At 70.3% G+C, this 19920-nt stretch carries 19 protein-coding genes, 1 rRNA gene, 1 pseudogene and 1 riboswitch; of the genes and pseudogenes, 7 read left to right on the top strand and 14 right to left on the bottom strand.

What is annotated here, in order from left to right; translation table 11 throughout:
- A pseudogene (locus ACWC2T_RS43595) lies at positions 1–528 on the top strand (amino acid transporter); the annotation flags it as partial.
- Between the two features lie 64 nt (positions 529–592).
- On the opposite strand, the gene ACWC2T_RS43590 reads toward ACWC2T_RS43595, so the two are convergent.
- Entirely contained in the window at positions 593–1174 is a 582-nt protein-coding gene (locus ACWC2T_RS43590) for a DUF1707 SHOCT-like domain-containing protein (protein ID WP_450675839.1), read from the bottom strand.
- Positions 1175–1299: 125 nt separating this feature from the next.
- Between ACWC2T_RS43590 and ACWC2T_RS43585 the strand changes: the two genes are divergently transcribed.
- Positions 1300–1695 carry a TOBE domain-containing protein gene (locus tag ACWC2T_RS43585; protein ID WP_388758078.1) on the top strand — a complete coding sequence of 132 codons (396 nt, stop codon included), beginning with the start codon at positions 1300–1302 and terminating at the stop codon, positions 1693–1695.
- Positions 1696–1869: 174 nt separating this feature from the next.
- Here the strand turns inward: ACWC2T_RS43585 and ACWC2T_RS43580 are convergent, their stop codons facing one another.
- Positions 1870–2358 (bottom strand): molybdopterin-dependent oxidoreductase, encoded by a 489-nt coding sequence (locus ACWC2T_RS43580; RefSeq protein WP_450675838.1) that lies wholly within the window; start codon positions 2356–2358, stop codon positions 1870–1872.
- 205 nt (positions 2359–2563) lie between these two features.
- On the opposite strand from ACWC2T_RS43580, the gene modA reads away from it, so the two are divergent.
- Genes modA through ACWC2T_RS43560 form a run of 4 tightly spaced genes read left to right on the top strand, consistent with a single transcriptional unit; the run spans position 2564 to position 5817 of the window.
- On the top strand, positions 2564–3385 hold the full coding sequence (gene modA / locus ACWC2T_RS43575) for a molybdate ABC transporter substrate-binding protein (RefSeq protein WP_450675837.1): 822 nt from the start codon (positions 2564–2566) through the stop codon (positions 3383–3385).
- Positions 3382–4242: a molybdate ABC transporter permease subunit gene (gene modB / locus ACWC2T_RS43570; protein WP_450675836.1), complete on the top strand. Its 861-nt coding sequence runs from the start codon at positions 3382–3384 to the stop codon at positions 4240–4242. The genes modA and modB overlap by 4 nt, the downstream gene beginning before the upstream one ends.
- A gap of 41 nt (positions 4243–4283) precedes the next feature.
- Positions 4284–5369 (top strand): ABC transporter ATP-binding protein, encoded by a 1086-nt coding sequence (locus tag ACWC2T_RS43565; RefSeq protein ID WP_450675835.1) that lies wholly within the window; start codon positions 4284–4286, stop codon positions 5367–5369.
- A 28-nt stretch (positions 5370–5397) separates the two neighbouring features.
- Positions 5398–5817, top strand: coding sequence for a TOBE domain-containing protein (locus tag ACWC2T_RS43560; RefSeq protein ID WP_450675834.1), 420 nt, complete (start codon positions 5398–5400; stop codon positions 5815–5817).
- Positions 5818–5872: 55 nt separating this feature from the next.
- Here the strand turns inward: ACWC2T_RS43560 and gcvP are convergent, their stop codons facing one another.
- Positions 5873–8758 carry an aminomethyl-transferring glycine dehydrogenase gene (gene gcvP / locus ACWC2T_RS43555; RefSeq protein WP_450675833.1) on the bottom strand — a complete coding sequence of 962 codons (2886 nt, stop codon included), beginning with the start codon at positions 8756–8758 and terminating at the stop codon, positions 5873–5875.
- Positions 8759–8926: 168 nt separating this feature from the next.
- A riboswitch (glycine riboswitch) is annotated at positions 8927–9021 on the bottom strand.
- Positions 9022–9140: 119 nt separating this feature from the next.
- Here gcvP and ACWC2T_RS43550 point away from each other — a divergent pair.
- Positions 9141–9512 (top strand): PRC-barrel domain-containing protein, encoded by a 372-nt coding sequence (locus ACWC2T_RS43550; protein ID WP_450675832.1) that lies wholly within the window; start codon positions 9141–9143, stop codon positions 9510–9512.
- Here ACWC2T_RS43550 and ACWC2T_RS43545 read toward each other — a convergent pair.
- From ACWC2T_RS43545 to rrf, 11 genes are all read right to left on the bottom strand, one after another.
- Positions 9434–10918: a DNA polymerase IV gene (locus tag ACWC2T_RS43545; RefSeq protein ID WP_450675831.1), complete on the bottom strand. Its 1485-nt coding sequence runs from the start codon at positions 10916–10918 to the stop codon at positions 9434–9436. The two genes, ACWC2T_RS43550 and ACWC2T_RS43545, sit on opposite strands and share 79 nt — an antisense overlap.
- A 55-nt stretch (positions 10919–10973) precedes the next feature.
- Positions 10974–11663, bottom strand: coding sequence for a MerR family transcriptional regulator (locus tag ACWC2T_RS43540; protein WP_450675830.1), 690 nt, complete (start codon positions 11661–11663; stop codon positions 10974–10976).
- Between the two features lie 228 nt (positions 11664–11891).
- Positions 11892–12365 (bottom strand): bifunctional nuclease family protein, encoded by a 474-nt coding sequence (locus ACWC2T_RS43535; protein ID WP_053666762.1) that lies wholly within the window; start codon positions 12363–12365, stop codon positions 11892–11894.
- An 85-nt stretch (positions 12366–12450) separates the two neighbouring features.
- Positions 12451–13188 (bottom strand): transcriptional regulator FtsR, encoded by a 738-nt coding sequence (ftsR, locus tag ACWC2T_RS43530; RefSeq protein WP_450675829.1) that lies wholly within the window; start codon positions 13186–13188, stop codon positions 12451–12453.
- Positions 13189–13232: 44 nt separating this feature from the next.
- A complete protein-coding gene (locus ACWC2T_RS43525; RefSeq protein ID WP_450675828.1) occupies positions 13233–14060 on the bottom strand; it encodes an FHA domain-containing protein in 828 nt (275 codons plus the stop codon).
- Positions 14061–14250: 190 nt separating this feature from the next.
- Positions 14251–15114: a DUF881 domain-containing protein gene (locus tag ACWC2T_RS43520; protein ID WP_450675827.1), complete on the bottom strand. Its 864-nt coding sequence runs from the start codon at positions 15112–15114 to the stop codon at positions 14251–14253.
- 5 nt (positions 15115–15119) lie between these two features.
- Positions 15120–15452 (bottom strand): small basic family protein, encoded by a 333-nt coding sequence (locus tag ACWC2T_RS43515; RefSeq protein ID WP_003988855.1) that lies wholly within the window; start codon positions 15450–15452, stop codon positions 15120–15122.
- Entirely contained in the window at positions 15449–16297 is an 849-nt protein-coding gene (locus tag ACWC2T_RS43510; protein ID WP_450675840.1) for a DUF881 domain-containing protein, read from the bottom strand. Before ACWC2T_RS43510 ends, ACWC2T_RS43515 begins: the two co-directional genes overlap by 4 nt.
- A 201-nt stretch (positions 16298–16498) precedes the next feature.
- A complete protein-coding gene (locus tag ACWC2T_RS43505) occupies positions 16499–18994 on the bottom strand; it encodes a sugar phosphate nucleotidyltransferase (protein WP_450675826.1) in 2496 nt (831 codons plus the stop codon).
- A 114-nt stretch (positions 18995–19108) separates the two neighbouring features.
- A complete protein-coding gene (locus ACWC2T_RS43500) occupies positions 19109–19717 on the bottom strand; it encodes a CDP-alcohol phosphatidyltransferase family protein (protein WP_351808020.1) in 609 nt (202 codons plus the stop codon).
- Positions 19718–19825: 108 nt separating this feature from the next.
- Positions 19826–19920 (bottom strand): 5S ribosomal RNA (rrf, locus tag ACWC2T_RS43495); the annotation flags it as partial.

The raw sequence follows: 19920 nt of genomic DNA, 5'->3' as shown, positions 1-19920 counted from the left end.
CTGCTGTCCCGCCTCGCCCGCGCCTTCGAGCTGCGCGTGACCAGCGTGACGCTCGACCCGATGGCGGAACGATTCATCCGGGACATGGCCAGCCGGAAGATCCGGTTCATCGCCAACGAACCCGGGCACCGCGACAAGGCCGAGTACCGCGACAAGGTCGAGCAGATCCGCGCCGACAACGACATGCCCGAGCAGGAGGACTTCGTCTTCGTCGAGGTCACGGTCACCGACCCCTCCGAGTTCGAGGCGGGCCTGACCGTGCGAGGCGAGGTCCTGCACGACCGCTACCGGGTGCTGACCCTGGAGTCCTCCTCGATCCCCAACGCCCTCGCCGCGCTCCTGCTCCATGTGCGCGACACGACCGGCTGCACCCCGCACATCTACTTCGAATGGACCGAGGGCAACCCCTTCGCCAACTTCCTGCGCTTCTTCCTCTTCGGCCAGGGCGAGGTCGCCCCGGTCACCCGCGAGGTACTGCGCGAGGCGGAATCGAACCGGGAGCGCCGGCCGCGGGTGCACACCGGGTGAGACCGGGCGGGCGCGGCGTCTGAGGCAGTCCCCTGCCGCCGGTCCGAGCCGTGGCGAGGTCGTGCTAGCGGCCGAACCACCGCCTGGGCGGCCGTACCTCCAGCCGCCCCAAGCTGAGCCGGCCGTGTATCTCCACCCGGAGCACGGCCGGCGCCCCGGCGTCGCGGCTCGGCCGCACCTTGGTCTTGCCGTAGCCGATCACCAGCGCGTCGGCGTCCACGGCGACACCGGGCCGGGTGATCAGCCGCAGGGTGCCGCCGCGCATGTCGAGGTCGATGCGGAGGGTGTCGTGCGCGATCAACGCGCCGGAGAAGTCGAGGGTCACGTCTCCCCAGGCGGACGCGATCTCCATCCGGCGCGGCACCGCCCAGCCGTCCGCGCGCACGGCCGATGCGCCCTGCTGCTCGATCCGCACGACGTCCTTGGCCGGTGCGGCGCCGCACGCGTCCGGCAGGTCGGCGGTGAGCGCCGACAGCTCGCCGAGCGTGCGGGCGGACAGGGCGGCCGTCACCCGCTCGTCCAGCTCCTCGGCCGTGATCCGGCCGTCGCCCGCGGCGCTCGTCAGCGCGTTCACCACCCGGTCCCGGTCCGCGTGCGAGGCACGCAGCCCGGACGGCATCTCCGTGTGCAGTAGCTCGGCCGCCATACCCTCACCCCGATTCAGCACGTCCCCACAGGGAGCCATCGTCACGCACTAACGCTATATCGCGTTATACCCAACGGCCAACCCCACGTCCACGGTTCCCCTGGTGTAGTCCTATCGTGACCGGCATGCAGTCCTACACGATCGGCCAGGCGGCTCGGCTGCTCGGCGTGAGCCCGGACACCGCCCGCCGCTGGGCCGACGCGGGGCGGGTGGCAACCCATCGCGACGAGTCCGGGCGACGGCTCATCGACGGCAGGGATCTCGCCGCGTTCTCGGTCGAACTGGCCAAGGCGGGCAGCGGCGAGGAGGACGCCTCCTACACCTCCGTACGCAACGCCTTCCCCGGCATCGTCACGGCGATCAAGCTCGGTGACGTCGCCGCCCAGGTGGAGATCCAGGCCGGCCCGCACCGGCTGGTGTCGCTGCTCACCCGGGAGGCCGTCGAGGAACTGGGCCTGGAGGTCGGCATGGAGGCCACCGCACGCGTGAAGTCCACCAACGTGCACATCGACCGCGTCTGACCCACCGCGCCCGACACCCCCTCCGGAGGTGAGGGCAACCCGCCCGCGTCGGCGCGCCACCCAGCCCCTCCGGGGGCGACGCACGGCTGCCGACGCCTACGGCAGCACGACACCGGCGCGCCGCGAAGCGCCACGCGCGTGTGGTTCACCTGCGCAGCGCCACGCCCTTGCGGTTCACCGAGGTGCCGCTGCCGCGGGCCCGAACGGTGCGGGCACCGGGCCGCCACAGCGGTAGCCGCCGTCCACCCGGATCGCCGTGATGCCGCTGATGTGCCGGGCCCCGCACCGGTCCTGCGGGAGCACCAGCTGGGGCCCGGCCGCGTCCAGCGGGGTGTCGTCGATGCGCACGCCCAGCAGGACCGGTGCGTCCGCGAAGTCCGGGTCGATCTCGGCCCAGGACAGCACCGCGTGATGGCCGTCGGCGCCGGTCACCGCGATGAGGAAGCGCAGCCGGTCCTTGCGGCGCGCCGCGTCGAAGCCGGGCCCCGCGTCGGCGAGGACGTCGTACAGGCGCGGGCCCGCGAACCGGTGGTGCTGGATGCCGCTGGTCGCGCACTCGAACCTGACGGCCACCCGGTGCTGCGGCCAGCGGAGCAGGTCCGGCACGGTCAGCCGGGCGGGCCGGGCCAGATCACCGGTCAGGGCGACTTCCACGAGCGTCATCTGCGACCACCTCCCGCAGGACCGTACCCGCCGCGCAGCGCCGTACAAACGCACATGCAAGCTACAAGTCCCCAGTCCGCAGCTCATGCGATGCGACAGGAGACTTACAGCTGGCAGATGCGGCAGTATCATCGCCGCACGGCCGGTGGACCCGGCCGCGACAGGGCGCGACCGTCGTTCCACAGAACCGAGGAGTAGATCCGTGATGACCCGTTCCGTGCGCCGGACCCGGCGGATGCTGCAGCTGGCCGGTGCGGGAGCCGCCGCCCTGATGGCACTCAGCGCCTGCTCCTCGTCCTCGGACTCGTCCAGCGCGAAGTCGGACAAGTCGGACTCCGCCTCCCCCAAGCTGTCCGGCAACGTCACCGTGTTCGCCGCTGCCTCCCTGAAGGAGAGCTTCACGGCTCTGGGCAAGGAGTTCGAGCAGCAACACCCGGGCACCAAGGTCAGCTTCAACTTCGGCGGCAGCGACACCCTCGCCGCGAGCATCACCGGCGGTGCCCCGGCGGATGTCTTCGCCGCCGCCAGCCCCAAGACCATGGCGATCGTGACGGACAAGAAGGACGCGGTCGGCACGCCGGCGACCTTCGTGCGCAACCAGCTGGAGATCGCCACCCTCCCGGGCAACCCCGGCAAGGTGTCGTCCCTGAAGGACCTCACCAAGTCCGGTCTGAAGGTCGTGCTGTGCGACAAGACCGTGCCGTGCGGCGCCGCAGCGCAGAAGGCCCTGGACGCAGCCAAGCTGAAGCTGACCCCGGTCTCCTACGAGCAGGACGTCAAGAGCGCCCTGAACAAGGTGGAGCTGAAGGAGGCGGACGCGGCGGTCGTCTACAAGACCGACGTGAAGTCCGCCGGCGGCAAGGTGGAGGGCGTGGAGTTCCCCGAGTCCGCCAAGGCGATCAACGACTACCCGATCGTCCTGCTGAAGAACGCGCCGAACGCCCAGGCCGCCAAGGCGTTCATCGCCCTGGTGCAGTCCGCCGAGGGCCAGAAGGTGCTGAGCGAGGCGGGCTTCCTCAAGCCGTGACCTCGCTCCACGAGCCCGGCGCCGCGACCGGTCCCCGCACGGACCGGCCGCGGCGTCGCCGCGTCGGCACGGGGGGCCGGCGCGGGCTGCCGTTGCCGCTGCTGCTGCCGGGCCTGCTGGCGCTGGCGTTCCTGCTGCTGCCGCTTCTCGCGCTGATCATCCGCGCACCCTGGCGCAGCCTGCCGGACCAGCTGTCCAGTACCGAGGTGTGGCAGGCGCTGCAGCTGTCGCTGGTCAGCGCCACGGCGGCGACGGCGGTGAGCCTGGTGCTGGGCGTGCCGCTGGCCTGGCTGCTGGCGCGTACGGAGTTCCCCGGCCGGGGCCTCGTGCGGGCCCTGGTGACGCTGCCGCTCGTGCTGCCGCCGGTGGTCGGCGGTGTGGCGCTGCTGCTGGCCCTCGGCCGCAACGGCGTGATCGGCCGGTGGCTGGACTCCTGGTTCGGGATCACACTGCCGTTCACCACCACCGGGGTCGTGATCGCGGAGGCGTTCGTCGCGATGCCGTTCCTCGTCATCAGCGTCGAGGGCACCCTGCGCGCCGCCGACCCGCGCTTCGAGGAGGCGGCGGCCACGCTCGGCGCCTCCCGCCTCACCGCGTTCCGCCGGGTCACCCTGCCGCTGATCTCGCCCGGCATCGCGGCCGGGGCCGTCCTGGCCTGGGCCCGCGCGCTGGGCGAGTTCGGCGCGACGATCACCTTCGCCGGCAACTTCCCCGGCCGCACCCAGACCATGCCGCTCGCCGTCTACCTGGCCCTGCAGAACGACCCCGACGCCGCGATCGCCCTCAGTCTGGTCCTGCTGGCGGTGTCGATCGCGGTGCTGGCGGGGCTGCGGGACCGTTGGATGAGGGGGGTGTGACCGTGGCAGCCGACCCGGGGCATGTGCGAACGTACAGACCCATGACCGACATCGACGCCCCCGAGGCCGGCCTGCGGACGGTGGGCGACGAGGGACTCGACGCCCGGCTCGTCGTGGACCGCGGCTCCTTCGCGCTCGACGTGGCCCTGAGCGCCGCTGCCGGAGAGGTCCTCGCCCTCCTCGGGCCCAACGGCGCCGGCAAGACCACCGCCCTGCGCGCCCTCGCCGGACTCACCCCGCTCACCGGCGGCCATCTGCGCCTCGACGGCGCCGCCCTGGAACACACTGCCCCGGAGTCGCGCCCGGTCGGCGTGGTCTTCCAGGACTATCTGCTCTTCCCGCATCTGTCCGCGATGGACAACGTGGCCTTCGGCCCGCGCTGCCGGGGCGCGTCCAAGGCCGAGGCCCGGGCCCGGGCCGCCGCATGGCTGGACCGCATGGGCCTCGCCGAACACGCGGCCGCCAAGCCGCGCCGCCTGTCCGGCGGGCAGGCCCAGCGCGTGGCCCTCGCCCGCGCCCTGGCCACCCACCCGAGGCTGCTGCTCCTGGACGAGCCGCTGGCCGCCCTGGACGCCCGTACCCGGCTGGAGGTCCGCGCCCAACTGCGCCGCCACCTGGCCGAGTTCGAGGCGGTCGCCGTCCTGGTCACGCACGACCCGCTGGATGCCATGGTGCTCGCCGACCGGCTGGTCGTCATCGAACACGGCCGGGTCGTCCAGGAGGGCTCTCCCGCCGAGATCGCCCGCCATCCGCGCACCGACTACATCGCCCAGCTGGTCGGCCTCAACCTCTACCGGGGGCAGGCGGACGGGCACACGGTACGGCTCGACGCGGGCCCCGCGATCACGACCACCGAGGTGCTGTCCGGTCCGGCCTTCGTGGCGTTCCCGCCGTCGGCCGTCACCCTGTTCCGGGACCGGCCCACCGGCGCCAGCGCCCGCAACCTCTGGCGCTGCGAGGTGGCCGGCCTGGAGACGCACGGCGACCAGATCCGCGCCGACCTCACCGGCGAACTCCCGCTCGCCGCCGACCTCACCACGGTCGCCGCCGCCGACCTCGACCTGCATCCGGGCGCTGCCGTCTGGGCGACGGTCAAGGCGACGCAGACGCACGCATACCCGGCCTGAGCGTGCGGGCGCCCTACCGTGGGTGCCCATGACCCTGAGCATCCGCAACCAGCTCCCCGGCACCGTCACCGAGGTGCGCCCGGGCGAGGCCATGGCCACCGTCAAGCTCCGTCTGGAGGGCGGCCAGCACCTCATGGCGGCCATCACCAAGGAGTCCGCCGAGGACCTCTCCCTCGCTCCCGGCTCGCCCGTCCGCGCGCTCGTGAAGTCGACGGAGGTCTCCCTGGCCACCCACCGGGTGGAGGGCCTGTCGATCCGCAACCAGCTCCCCGGCGCGATCACCGGCCTCACGACCGGCGCCGTCATGGCCACCGTGAAGATCTCCGTCGACGGCGGCGAACTGACCGCGGCGATCACCAAGGACGCGGTCGCCGACCTCGGCCTCTTCGTGGGCTCCGATGTGTTCGCCCTCATCAAGGCGACCGAGGTGTCACTGGCGACGGCCTGACACGGCGGGGGCCCCGCCCGGAAACCGGACGGGGCCCCTGAGAGCCATCGCTCGCTCAGTCCTCGTACGCGTCCAGCGGCGGGCAGGAGCACACCAGGTTGCGGTCGCCGAAGGCCTGGTCGATACGGCGCACCGGCGGCCAGTACTTGTCGGCGGCCGAGACACCGGACGGGAAGACGGCCTCCTCGCGGCTGTAGGCGTGCGCCCACTCATCGCCGAGGGCGGCGGCGGTGTGCGGCGCGTTCCGCAGCGGGTTGTCCTCCGCCGGCCACTCGCCCGAGCCGACCTTCTCGATCTCCGCGCGGATGGCGATCATCGTGTCGCAGAACCGGTCCAGCTCGGTGATGTCCTCCGACTCGGTCGGCTCGATCATCAGCGTGCCGGCCACCGGGAAGGACATGGTCGGCGCGTGGAAGCCGTAGTCGATCAGGCGCTTGGCCACGTCGTCCACGCTCACCCCGGTCGCCTTGGTCAGCGGGCGCAGGTCGATGATGCACTCGTGCGCGACCAGGTTGCCGGGGCCGGTGTAGAGCACCGGGTAGTGCGGCTCCAGGCGCTTGGCGATGTAGTTCGCGGAGAGCACGGCCACCTGCGTGGCCCGCTTGAGGCCCTCGCCGCCCATCAGCCGGACGTACGCCCAGGAAATGGGCAGGATGCCCGCGGAGCCCCAGGGAGCGGCCGAGATCGGGCCGACGCCCGTCTCCGGGCCCGCGGCCGGCTGCAGGGGGTGGTTCGGCAGGTACGGCGCCAGGTGCGAGCGGACCGCGACCGGGCCGACGCCAGGGCCACCGCCGCCGTGCGGGATGCAGAAGGTCTTGTGCAGGTTCAGGTGGGAGACGTCACCGCCGAAGTGGCCGGGCTTGGCGAGGCCGACCAGCGCGTTGAGGTTGGCGCCGTCGACGTACACCTGACCGCCGGCCTCGTGCACCTGGGCGCAGATGTCGGCGACGTGCTCCTCGAACACGCCGTGCGTCGACGGGTAGGTGATCATCAGCACCGCGAGCTCGTCGCGGTGCTGCTCGATCTTCGCCCGCAGGTCCTCGACGTCGATCTCGCCGTCCTCGGCGGTCTTGACGACGACGACCTTCATGCCGGCCATCACGGCGCTGGCGGCGTTGGTGCCGTGCGCGGAGGACGGGATGAGGCACACAATGCGCTGCTCGTCGCCGCGCGCGCGGTGGTAGCCGCGTACGGCGAGCAGACCGGCCAGCTCGCCCTGTGAACCGGCGTTCGGCTGCAGGGAGACCTTGTCGTATCCGGTGACCTCGGCGAGACGTTCCTCCAGCTCACGGATGAGCGTGAGGTAGCCCTCGGCCTGCTCTGCGGGCGCGAAGGGGTGCAGCCGGCCGAACTCGGGCCAGGTGACCGGCTCCATCTCGGTGGTCGCGTTGAGCTTCATGGTGCAGGAGCCCAGCGGGATCATGCCGCGGTCGAGCGCGTAGTCGCGGTCGGCCAGCCTGCGCAGGTAGCGCAGCATCGCGGTCTCGGAGCGGTGCTGGTGGAAGACCGGGTGGGTGAGGTAGGCGTCGGTGCGCAGCAGCGCCTCGGGCAGAGTGTCCTCGGCGGTCGCGTCGAGGGCCGCTATGTCGCCCTTGACGCCGAAGGCGGACCAGACGGCCTCCAGCTGGGCCCGCTGGGTGGTCTCGTCGCAGGCGATCGAGACGTGGTCGGCGTCGGTCAGGTGGAGGTTGACGCCGTTCTCCCGCGCGGCGGCGACGATCTCGGCGGCCGTGCCGGGCACGCGCGCGGTGAGGGTGTCGAAGAAGGCGCCGTGCACGACCTCGACCCCGCCGGCCTTCAGGCCCTCGGCGAGGAGGGTGGCGTACCGGTGCGTGCGGCGGGCGATGGTCTTCAGGCCCTCGGGCCCGTGGTAGACGGCGTACATGCCGGCCATCACGGCGAGCAGCACCTGCGCGGTACAGATGTTGCTGGTCGCCTTCTCCCGGCGGATGTGCTGCTCACGGGTCTGCAGCGCGAGCCGGTAGGCCTTGTTGCCGTCGGCGTCGACGGAGACGCCCACGAGACGGCCGGGCAGGCTGCGCGCGAACTTCTCGTGCACCGCCATGTAGCCGGCGTGCGGACCGCCGAAGCCCATCGGCACGCCGAAGCGCTGGGTGGTGCCGACGGCGATGTCGGCGCCGAGCTCGCCCGGCGAGACCAGCAGGGTCAGCGCGAGCAGGTCGGCGGCGACGGTGACGAGGGCGCCGAGCTCGTGCGCCTGGTCGATGACCGGCTTGATGTCGCGTACGGCACCGGAAGCGCCGGGGTACTGGATCAGCACGCCGTTGATGTCACGCGCGGCGATGTCGGCCGGGATGCCGTCGCTGAGGTCGGCGACGACCACCTCGACACCGGTCGGCTCGGCCCGGGTCTCGATGACGGCGATGGTCTGCGGCAGCGCGTCCGCGTCGACCAGGAACAGGCCCTTCTTGTTCTTGCCCATGCGCCGGGACAGCGCCATGGCCTCGGCGGCGGCGGTGCCCTCGTCCAGCAGGGAGGCACCGGAGGTGGGCAGGCCGGTGAGGTCGGCGACCATCGTCTGGAAGTTCAGCAGGGCCTCGAGGCGCCCCTGGGAGATCTCCGGCTGGTACGGCGTGTAGGCCGTGTACCAGGCCGGGTTCTCCATGACGTTGCGCAGGATGACCGGCGGCGTGAAGGTGCCGTAGTAGCCGAGGCCGATCATGGAGTCGAGGACCTGGTTGCGGTCGGCGAGCGAGCGCAGCTCGGCGAGCACCTCCGCTTCGGTGCGGGCGCCCGGAAGGTCGAGGGCGTCGGCGTTCTTGATCACATCCGGGACCGCCGCGGCGGTCAGCTCGTCCAGCGAACCGTAGCCGACCTGCGCGAGCATCTTGGCCCGCGCCTCCTGGTCGGGCCCGATGTGGCGCTGCTCGAACGGGATGCCCGCTTCGAGCTCCGAGAGCGGAATACGATGGGCGGTCATTGCGGAGGCCTCCTGGTCTGACGCGACCTTCGAAGGGCACCACGGCGCGGGTGCCCGGACGGCCTCCCCCTCTGTCATCTCAACCTGAGAGCTTCACCGGGTACGTCCCGGTTTTCACCGTCGGTGAGAGCGGGAGCCGTCGACACCCGCCCTGCTTTCCAGAGTGACCTCGTCCGTGCGGTACGTGAGCCTGAGAGATTCCGGGGAGGATTTGCTCCTTCGGCGCCTCCGAGGTGGTCGGAGGACTCTCCCGCACGGGGTCAGCAGCCGCTGTCAGCCTACCAGCGAGGTCAACGCCCGGGCCCTCGAGTGGCCGCCTCCCTGAATGTGCTCTTTTGTAGTGCTTACGGATGAGTTGCGACCAAGTGGAGGGAGAGGGACCGTGCAGACCGACATCGATCCGCGCAACCTGATCGGCCGCAAGGCGTTCGACCGCAATGGCACCAAGATCGGCACCATCGACGAGGTGTACCTCGACGACGCGACCGGCGTGCCGGAGTGGGCGGCCATACGCACCGGACTGTTCTCCCGCGACGCCTTCGTCCCCCTGGAGCCGAGCGAACTGATCGAGGGCGCCCTCCGTGTCCCCTTCGACCGCGCGCTGATCAAGGACGCCCCGGACTTCGGCGTGGGCCGCCACCTCTCCCCCGAGCAGGAGCTCCAGCTCTACCACCACTACGGCCTCGACGTGGCCTCACCTCCTTCGGCCCCGGACCGCGAATTCGGCAAGCTGGCGGGCTCGGAGGAAACCTGATCGTTCTCAGGGGTCCGGGGCGCAGCCCCTTGCCGGTCACTCCTCGACCGACCGAGACGGGCGGGCGGATGGGAAGGATCCGAAACCAAGGGCAACGGATCGGCGGCCTCCAGCGCAGGATCCTCGACAGAGAACGTCCGCACCCGCCCCGGAGCGGACTGCGGCGTCTCAAAACGCACCGTCACCCGCCCCAGCCCACTCCCCTGCACCCACCCGTGCCCGTACTCCGCGTGCCTGACGTCCTGTCCCGCCCGCCAGTGCCTTTCGACGGGCTCCGCCCGCTCCACGACGACCTCGGCCTCGGCCTCCTCCGGCGCCTCCACTGCCCGCGAGGGCATGGCCTGCGCGAACAGATCCTCCTGCGTGTAGTCGGCGAGCCCGGAGACACCCACCCCCAGCAGCCGTACCCCACCCGTGGTGTCCACGGAGTCCAGCAGCCGCGCCGCCGCCTCCCGCACCACCGCCGGATCGTCCGTCGGCCCCCGCAACGTCTCCGACCTGGTCAGCGTCGAGAAGTCGTACCGCCGCACCTTCAGCACGATCGTCCGCCCCGACAGCCCGGCTCCGCGCAGCCGCCCCACGCACCGGTCGGCGAGCCGCTGCACCTCCAGCCCGATCCGCAGCCGGTCATGGATGTCCACGTCGTAGGTGTCCTCGACCGACACCGACTTCGCCTCGCGCTCGGCGACCACGGGCCGCTCGTCGTGGGCCAGGGCCATGGCGTACAGCGCGTGCCCGTGCGCCTTGCCCAGCAGCCGGACCAGCTCGTCCTCGCCCGCTTCGGCCAGCTCCTCGACCGTGGTGATCCCGGCCCTGCGCAGATGGTCGCCGGTGGCCGGACCGACCCCCGGCAGCGTGCGCACCGGCATCGGGGCCAGCAACGCCCGCTCGGACCCCGGCTCGATGACCATCAGGCCGTCCGGCTTGGCCTGCTCCGAGGCGATCTTGGCCAGCATCTTGGAGGCGGCGAGCCCCACCGAGCCCGTCAGCCCGGTGACCGCCCGTATGTCCGCACGCAGCTTGATCCCGGCCAGCCGCGCCGACTCCTCGTCCCAGGCCGTCCCGCCCGCCTCCAGATCCACGAACGCCTCGTCCAGGCTGAGCGGCTCCACCAGCGGCGACAGCTCCCGCAACAGGGCCATGACCTGCTCGCTGATCGCCCGGTACACGGTGAAGCGCGGCACCAGATACGCGGCGTTGGGTGCCAGCCGGCGCGCCTGCGCCATGGGCATCGCCGAGTGGACCCCGAAAACGCGTGCCTCGTACGACGCGGTGGCCACCACCCCGCGCGGTCCGAGCCCGCCCACGACGACCGCCTTCCCGCGCAGGCTCGGCTTGGCTGCCTGCTCCACCGAGGCGTAGAAGGCATCCATGTCGAGATGCAGGATCGTGGGCGCGTTTCTCACATCTCCGATGCTGCACCACGGCACTGACAATGCCCCGCCGCGGACGGGACCGGTGTCAGACCGCCCGGTTGCGGCGCCGCGCCAGCTCGTCCGCGGGGTTGTGCCCGACGAGGGTCTCCCCGGTGTCGATGCGCTCGCCGTGCAGCTGGGAGAGCGCGCTTTCCACGTCCCGCCACACCACACCGACGGCGATCCCGAAGATGCCCTGACCGCCCTGGAGCAGGGCGTGGACCTCGTCCGGCGAGGTGCACTCGTACACCGTGGCGCCGTCGCTCATCAGGGTCATCCGCTCGAGGTCTCGGAAACCGCGTTCCCTGAGGTGCTGCACGGCGGTGCGGATGTTCTGCAGCGAGACCCCGGTGTCCAGGAAGCGCTTGACGATCTTCAGTACGACGACGTCACGAAAGCTGTACAGCCGCTGCGTGCCCGACCCGTAGGCGGGCCGCACGCTCGGCTCGACCAGACCGGTGCGCGCCCAGTAGTCCAGCTGCCGGTAGGTGATGCCCGCGGCCGCGCAGGCCGTCGGGCCGCGATAACCGATCTGTTCCGACCCCATGGACGCCGCCCCTCCGCCGTTCGGCACCACCGTAACCGTAGGCCGCTGCGGGGCGTGATCGACCGCGCTGCTCGGCTGGGGGTACCCCCTGTTCGAACGCAGCTGAGAGCTCGGGGGAGGGTACGGACCGCTCTCCCCGAACCCGCGTCCGGGGGCACCCCCAGCCGTACCGTCGCCGCTGGTTCTCACGCCGACCTCCGTCCTTGACCTGCCCTCACGACGGTAGGCAGTCACCAGGGGTGCGTCAACGATCGCCACACTCGGCACGCCGAGTGATAATCACCCTAGGAGTGGTTTCCCGTGTCCCACCGCGGGGAAAGGCTAGCCGAATGCGTTCGGGGGAGGCCGTAGGACGCTCTCAATGGCCGGTGGCACATGCCCGTGGACCGGGCGCCGTCGCTCACCGGCCGTTCGTCTTCACTGGCTGCTGGTGCCGAAGTCCTCGGGCGAGATCTGGTCGAGGAACTCGCGGAACTTCTCCACCTCGTCCTCCTGCTCGTCCGGGATGGCGATGCCGGCATCGTCCAGCACCGCGTCACTGCCGTAGATCGGCGTTCCGGTGCGCAGGGCCAGCGCTATGGCATCGGAGGGACGTGCGCTGACCTCGACGCCGCTGGCGAAGACCAGCTCCGCGTAGAAAACACCTTCACGCAGATCGGTGATGCGTACTTCGGTCAGCTCCTGGCCCACGGCCTCCAGCACGTCCTTGAACAGGTCGTGGGTCAGCGGCCTGGCGGGGGCCATGCCCTGCTGGGCGAAGGCGATCGCCGTCGCCTCCCCCGGCCCGATCCAGATGGGGAGGTAACGGTCGCCTCCCACTTCGCGCAGGAGCACGATCGGTTGGTTGGAGGGCATTTCGACCCGGACACCTACGACATCGAGCTCGTTCACACAGCAACCCTAGGCCGTGCCCGGGATATTTGGGTAGTCGGGCCGGGAACAGGTGCCCGATCCGGCCGCCGGCGGCCCCGGGCGTTCACGGCAGCCGTACCCCGAGGGCGGTCTGCACCAGTGCCGCGTGCAGTTTCACCGTGAGCGCCGCCAGCTCCTTCGTGCGGGCCTCGGCATGGGCCCTGGTCTGCGGGTTGCGGTGGCGTTTGAGCGGGGCCACCACCTGGTCGACCAGCCCGGCCTCGCGGTCGGCGGCCGCCTTCATCACCCGCAGGTGCCTGGGCTCGATCCCGAACCGGCCCAGTTCGGCGACGAGCGAGGCCACGGTGACCGCCTCGGCGTCGTACGCCCCGTCCTCCAGGGGCGCGATGAGCCCGTACGACTCCCACTCCCTGAGGTCGCCCTCATCGATCTCCGCGGCCGTCATCAGCTCGGTCCTGCCGATCCGGGCCACCGCGGGCGCCGTGGCCTGTTCCGGAGCGTCCTCAGCGGTGCGCTGCCGGCCCACCACGGGCAGCTGGACGGCCTCGCCCCGCTCCATGGCGTCCAAATGCTCGCGGATCACCCTGAGCGGCAGATAGTGGTCCCGCTGCATCCGCAGCACATGCGCCAGGCGCTCGACATCCCCGGCGCTGAACTTGCGATACCCCGATGGGGTCCGCTGCGGCTCGATGAGCCCCTCCGACTCCAGGAAACGGATCTTGGAGATGGTGACTTCGGGGAACTCGTCGCGCAGCACGTTCAGCACCGTGCCGATGCTCATCAGCCCACTGTCCCTGGCGGCGGCACCGCTTCCGGCACCGCCGCTCGGTGTTTGAAGCATGGACCTTCCCTGTGAGTCCCCCCGGACACCGGTCCGGGGGCGGGTCAGATGCCCTGCCGGCTCGCGTAGAACACCAGCCGGTACTTGCCGATCTGCACCTCGTCACCATTCGACAGGGCGACCTGGTCGATCCGCTCGCGGTTGACATACGTGCCGTTCAGACTGCCCACGTCGGCCACCGTGAACGAGCCGTCCGGGGAGCGCCGGAACTCCACGTGCCGGCGCGAGACCGTGACGTCGTCCAGGAAGATGTCGCTCTGCGGGTGGCGGCCGGCCGTGGTCAGGTCGCTGTCCAGCAGGAAGCGGCTGCCCGAGTTCGGTCCCCGGCGGACCACCAGAAGCGCCGAGCCCATCGGCAGCGCGTCCACCGCGGCCTGCGCCTCGGGCGACAGCATCGGCACCTGCGTCTGGCCGGTCACCTCGGAGTCGTAGGCCTCGAGACCGGAGATCGAGATCGTGGACGTCGTCTCGGCGGCACGCTCCGGCGCCACCCCGGGGCGCAGCGGCGCGCCACAGTTGGAGCAGAAGCGGGCGTTCTCCGCGTTGCGGTTACCGCACCTCGTACACACCAGGACCGACATCGACGGATCCTCCTGCGGCTGCCCCGCCGGGGCGTTGGACGCGTACGGACCGGGGGCGAACCCTCCACCCGCACCTGAGGTTGACGGTTGCCCGAAACCTATGCCGCCGGACTGGGCAGGGTCAACCGACGCCCCGCCCTGACCTCCGGAAATGTCGCCGCCCGGACCAGCGACCTGATCCCGGAACAGCGGGCGCCGGCCCTCCGCGTCAGGCTGTGCGCGGTGACGAGCGGTCGCGTTGTCGCTGCCCTCTCGCGCGCTCTTGCGGAACAACTTCGCAAACAACTTCACGGGCGATTCCCCTTGACCGAAACAGACCCGCCCGTGGGGCAGGACGAACCCTGATTGCCTACACCGGCCGAGCCGGACATTCTCACAACGTCCGTATCCACCGGACAGTTTCCACCACGCATCACCCCTTCGATGCGCCGACCCCCCGCAACCTCATGCCCTTGCCGGACGTCCCCCATGCACTGCAGGTTCACTGGGAGGACGACCGAGCGTAGTCAGGCCGCTTCGCCTGCCGCAAGGCGTCGACGACGATCTTGCCCGACTGCTGGACCGTCACCGTGGCCTGCTCCTTCTCCAGTGTCTGCACCACGCCTCCGGGAATGTTCAGCGCCGGCTCGAGGTCCTGCGGCTTGCCGATGACCTTGAAACGATAGGGAGCGTTGATCTTGTTCCCGTCGACGCCCACGCTGTTGCCCGAGTCCGTGAAGTAGGTACCGGCAACCACCCGGACCCCGTTCACCTGGATCGCCTCCGCACCGGCCGCGCGCAGCTCCTGGATCGCGTCGAGCAGCATGTCCGCCTTGACCGTCCCCTTCGTGTCCTCGATCGTCATCGTGATGCCGGGACCCTGCGCCGCCACGGTGCCCGCCAGGATGCCGAGTTGCCTCTCCTTCTCGGCCGTCTGCTTGCGAGCCTCCGCCGCCTGGTCGGAGCTGCTCTGCAGCTCCTGGCGCTGCTTTTCGAGTCCCTGCTTCTCGTCCTCAAGACGCTGAGTACGCGCATCCAGTTCATCGAGGATGCGGACAAGATCCTCCTGGCGGGCGCCGCGCAGCGCGCTGTCGCTGTCGCTGGTGGAGGCCACCTGCACCGCCAGGCCGAACCCGAGGCCGAACAGCAGCAGGGCGACGATGAGTTGGGCCCGGGTCAGCCGCGGCGGCCACAGCCCCTTCACCAGCCGCTGCCGACCGGTCAGCGGCTCCTCCGTCTGCTGCTCCGGCGCCGGCTCCGGAGCCGGCGCGGGCGCGGGCACCTCCTCGGGCAGCTCCTTGCGCAGCCTGTTCTCCGGCTTCGCCGGCTGCTCGTCCGGCACGTTCGGCTCGTTCTGCTCACTCATCGGTGTCACGCCCGGAACACGTGCCGCCGGATCGCCGCGGCGTTGGAGAAGATCCGGATGCCGAGGACGACCACGACACCCGTGGACAGCTGCGCACCCACGCCCAACTTGTCGCCCAGGAAGACGATCAGCGCGGCGACGACCACGTTCGACAGGAACGACACCACGAAGACCTTGTCGTCGAAGATCCCGTCGAGCATGGCGCGCAGACCGCCGAACACGGCGTCCAGCGCCGCGACGACGGCGATCGGCAGATAAGGCTCGACGACCGCCGGAACCTCGGGCCGGACCAACAGGCCGGCCACGACTCCCACGACGAGGCCCAGTACGGCGATCACGATGTGCCCTTCTCAGTCTTGCCGGTGCTCGGCTGTGCTGTGCGTACGATCACACTCGGTGCGGCAGGCAACCGCACGTCACTCTCCGTGGAGATGGTGGCGCGGATGCCGAAGTCCTGCTCCAGCGCGTGCAGATACAGGCCGTCCGCGCTGTTCTGGAACCCGGTGCTCAACCGGCCCCCGTCCCCCACCGCCAGCACCGTGTACGGCGGCACCAGCGGCCTGTTGTCGACCAGTATCGCGTCCCCCGCGGCCCTGATCGCGGACAGGGAGGTCAGCCGCTGCCCGTTGATGGAGACGGCCTCGGCGCCGGACTCCCACAGCCCGTTCACCACGCGCTGCATGTCCCGGTCGCGCACCCGGCCGGTGTCGGAGAACCCGGAGGTCTCCCGCGGGTTGGTGCCGTCACCGCCGGTGCTGGCCTCCTTGGCGTCGTCCACGACGAGCCTGACGCCCGGACCGTGGACCGCCGTGGCGCCCGACAGCACATCCACCGGGTCCGCCGGTGCGCTGCCCCCGCCCGACCTCAGCGCCGCCCGCTGGCGCGTGCTGACGTCGTCCCGGAGCTTGTCGACCGTACGCTCCAGCTTGTCCGCGTTCGCGGTCTCGCTGTCGATGCGGTCGATCAGCTCCTGCCGCTCCTTGGCCACCACCGGGGCCGCTGCCTGCGTCTGTGCCGCCCCGACGGTCACGACCAGCGCCGCGAGGACGAGGCCGGCCGCGAGGCCGAGCTTCGCCCTGAGCGTCTTGGGCAGGCCGCCCTCACCCCGGGACTTCCTGCGGGCGGCGGCCTCGGCATACCCGTCGTCGAGACTGTGGTCCATGACGTTGGTGATCAACGACATGGAGGCGTCCGGGCGCTGCGCCCGCGTGGGGCTGCTCCGAACGGGGGGTTGCTGCGGCATGCCGCACATCGTCGCATGTCGCGAGGAGTACCTCCGAATGGCCCCACCGGCGTGCCGGACAGGCCCCTCGGGGGACACTTGTCCGGCACGCGCGCGTGCGTGGATTCTGCCGTCCGGCGGTCCGGGTTCCCCTGCCTTTCCTTACCGCCCGGCGCTGTCCACGACGGCCGACCACTCGTCCAGCAGGGCCTGCGCCGAGGCGTCGTCGGGGCCCTCGGCCCACAGGTGGGTGACGGCCTCGGCCGGATCGGGCAGCACCATCACCCAGCGCCCGTCCGTCTCCACGACCCGCACACCGTCCGTCGTGTCGACAAAGCGATCCCCAGCCGCCTCGACCACCCGCCGCATGACCAGACCCTTGACGGCCCACGGCGTGGCCAGGTCCCGCTTGAGGACATGCGCCCGCGGGATCCGCGCGTCGATCTGGCTCAGCGTGAGCTGCGTGCGCGCCACCAGCCCGATGAGCCGTACGAAGGCCGCCGTGCCGTCGTAGACGCTGCTGAACTCGGGGACGATGAAGCCGCCCTTGCCGTCGCCGCCGAAGATGGTGCCCTCCTCGCCGCCGACCCGCGTGAGGTCGTCCGGCGAGGTGGTGGTCCACTCGACCTGGGTGCCGTGATACGCCGCCACCTGTTCGGCGATCCGGGTCGTCGTCACCGGCAGCGCCACCCGGCCGCTGCGCCGCTCCGCGGCCACCAGGTCCAGCATCACCAGCAACGCACGGTCGTCCTCGATGATCCGGCCCTTCTCGTCCACGAGCGACAGCCGCTCGCCGACGGGGTCGAACCGGACACCGAACGCGGCTCCCGAGGACGCCACTATCTCGCCGAGCCGCACCAGCCCCTTGCGCCGTATCTCGGCCGTCTCCGTGGGCCGGGACTCGTCCAGACCGGGGTTGATGGTCAGGGAGTCCACGCCCAGCTTGCCGAGCAGGCTGGGCAGCACCAACCCGGCACTGCCGTTGGAGGCGTCGACGACGACCTTGAGACCGGCCTCGGCGATCCCGGTGGTGTCGACGTTCCGCAGCAGTGACCCGGTGTACGAGTCGAAGACGCTCGCCGGGAAGTACAGGTCGCCGATCTCGCCGGGGAACGCCCGGCGGTACTCCTGCCGCGCGAACACCCGGTCCAGCTTGCGCTGGCCGCCCTGAGACAGGTCGGCGCCGTTGCCGTCGAAGAACATGATGTCGACCGAGTCCGGCACGCCCGGCGAGGTCCGGATCATGATGCCTCCGGCGCTGCCCCGCGCCGTCTGCTGCCGGGCCACTGGCAGCGGTACGTTCTCCAGGTCCCGTACGTCGATGGCGCTGGCCTGCAGCGCGGAGATCACCGCCCGCTTGAGCGCACGGGCGCCTCGGGAGTGGTCGCGGGCCGTGGTGACCGTGGAGCCCTTCTTGAGGGTGGTCGCATAGGCGCCGGCCAGACGCACGGCGAGTTCCGGAGTGATCTCCACGTTCAGGATGCCGGACACGCCACGGGCACCGAACAGATGGGCCTGTCCCCTGGACTCCCAGATGACGGACGTATTGACGAAGGCGCCGGCCTCGATGGTCTTGAACGGATAGACCCGGACGTTGCCCTGAACGATCGATTCCTCACCGATCAGGCACTCGTCACCGATGACCGCGCCGTCCTCGATCCGCGCAGCCCGCATGATGTCGGTGTTCTTGCCGACGACACAGCCACGCAGATTGCTGTGCTGCCCGACATACACGTTGTCGTGCACGACCGCCTTGTGCAGAAAGGCGCCGCTCTTGACGACGACGTTCGAGCCGACGACCGTGTGCTCCCGGATCTCCGCGCCGGCCTCGACCTTCGCGTAGTCGCCGATGTACAGCGGTCCACGCAGTACGGCATCAGGGTGCACCTCGGCACCTTCCGCCACCCACACACCAGGGGAGATCTCGAAGCCGTCGATGTCGACGTTCACCTTGCCCTCGAGCACATCGGCCTGGGCCTTCACATAGCTCTCGTGGGTGCCCACGTCCTCCCAGTAGCCCTCGGCGACAAAGCCGTAGATGGGCTTGCCTTCCTTCATGAGCTGCGGGAAAACGTCACCGGACCAGTCGACCGGAACATCGGGTTCGACGTAGTTGAATACCTCGGGCTCCATGACGTAGATGCCCGTGTTGACCGTGTCGGAGAAGACCTGTCCCCAGGTCGGCTTCTCCAGGAAACGCTCGACCTTGCCTTCCTCGTCGACGATGGTGATGCCGAACTCCAGCGGATTGGGCACCCGGGTCAGACAGACCGTGACCAGCGAGCCCTTCTCCTTGTGGAAATTGATCAGCTCCGTGAGGTCGAAGTCGGTCAGGGCATCGCCGGAGATGACGAGGAAGGCATCGTCCTTCAACGCCTCTTCGGCGTTCTTGACGCTTCCGGCGGTACCGAGTGGCTTCTCCTCATTGGCATACGTGAGCTCCATTCCGAGCTCTTCGCCGTCGCCGAAGTAGTTCTTGACGAGCGATGCCAGGAACTGGACGGTAACAACGGTCTCGGTGAGCCCGTGCCTTTTGAGCAGCCGTAGCACGTGCTCCATGATCGGGCGGTTGGCCACGGGCAGGAGCGGCTTGGGCATGCTAGAGGTCATGGGGCGCAGGCGCGTGCCTTCGCCCCCGGCCATCACGACGGCCTTCATGTCGGAAGCGTCCTCCTCCAAGAGACGACGGTCTAGCCGACTTCACCCGTCCAGATTGTCCCGCACTTTTCCACCGCGGGCCATCGTGGCGTAACGTCCGGACAATCGCCGAGCTCAATCGGCCATGGCGTCCGCACGAACCAGACGGCGGACCTGTACCACGTAGAGCACTCCTGCCCACCAGTAGAGCGTTGTACCCCATCCGGCGAACGCCCATCCGAAAACAGCAGCCAGTGACGCGATCCAACCGCTTCCGTCGCTAAGGAGCAGCAACGGGAAGGCGTACATCAAGTTGAAGGTCGCTGCCTTCCCGAGGAAGTTCACCTGCGGCGGCGGATACCCGTGCCGGCGGAGGATGCCCACCATCACCAGGAGCATCAGCTCACGCGCGAGCAGGAGGGCGGTCAGCCAGAGCGGCAGGATCTCCCGCCAGGTGAGACCGACCAGCGTGGAAAGGACATAGAGCCGGTCGGCGGCGGGATCGAGCAACCGGCCGAGACTGCTGATCTGATTCCAGCGCCGGGCGAGCTTGCCGTCGAGATAGTCACTGATCCCGCTGAAGGCCAGCACGAGGAGGGCCCAGCCGTCGCTCTTGGGACCCCCGAACTCGGGCCTGAGGATCAGCCACAGGAAGAGGGGTACGCCGACGAGCCGCGCCATGCTGAGGATGTTGGGGATGGTGAGGACCCGGTCCGTCTGGACACGGGTCTCCTGGACCTCCACCCGGGGGCCTCCTGTGCGAAACGAGCCAACGATGCTCCCTGACCCTACCTCAACGCAAAAAAGCTCCGACCCCTGGGCAAGTGCCCAAGAGCCGGAGCTGTAAAAGGAGTTCGGCGGCGTCCTACTCTCCCACAGGGTCCCCCCTGCAGTACCATCGGCGCTGTGAGGCTTAGCTTCCGGGTTCGGAATGTAACCGGGCGTTT

Source organism: Streptomyces sp. NPDC001393, assembly GCF_053597455.1.
This window is presented reverse-complemented; position numbering and strand designations above follow the sequence as displayed.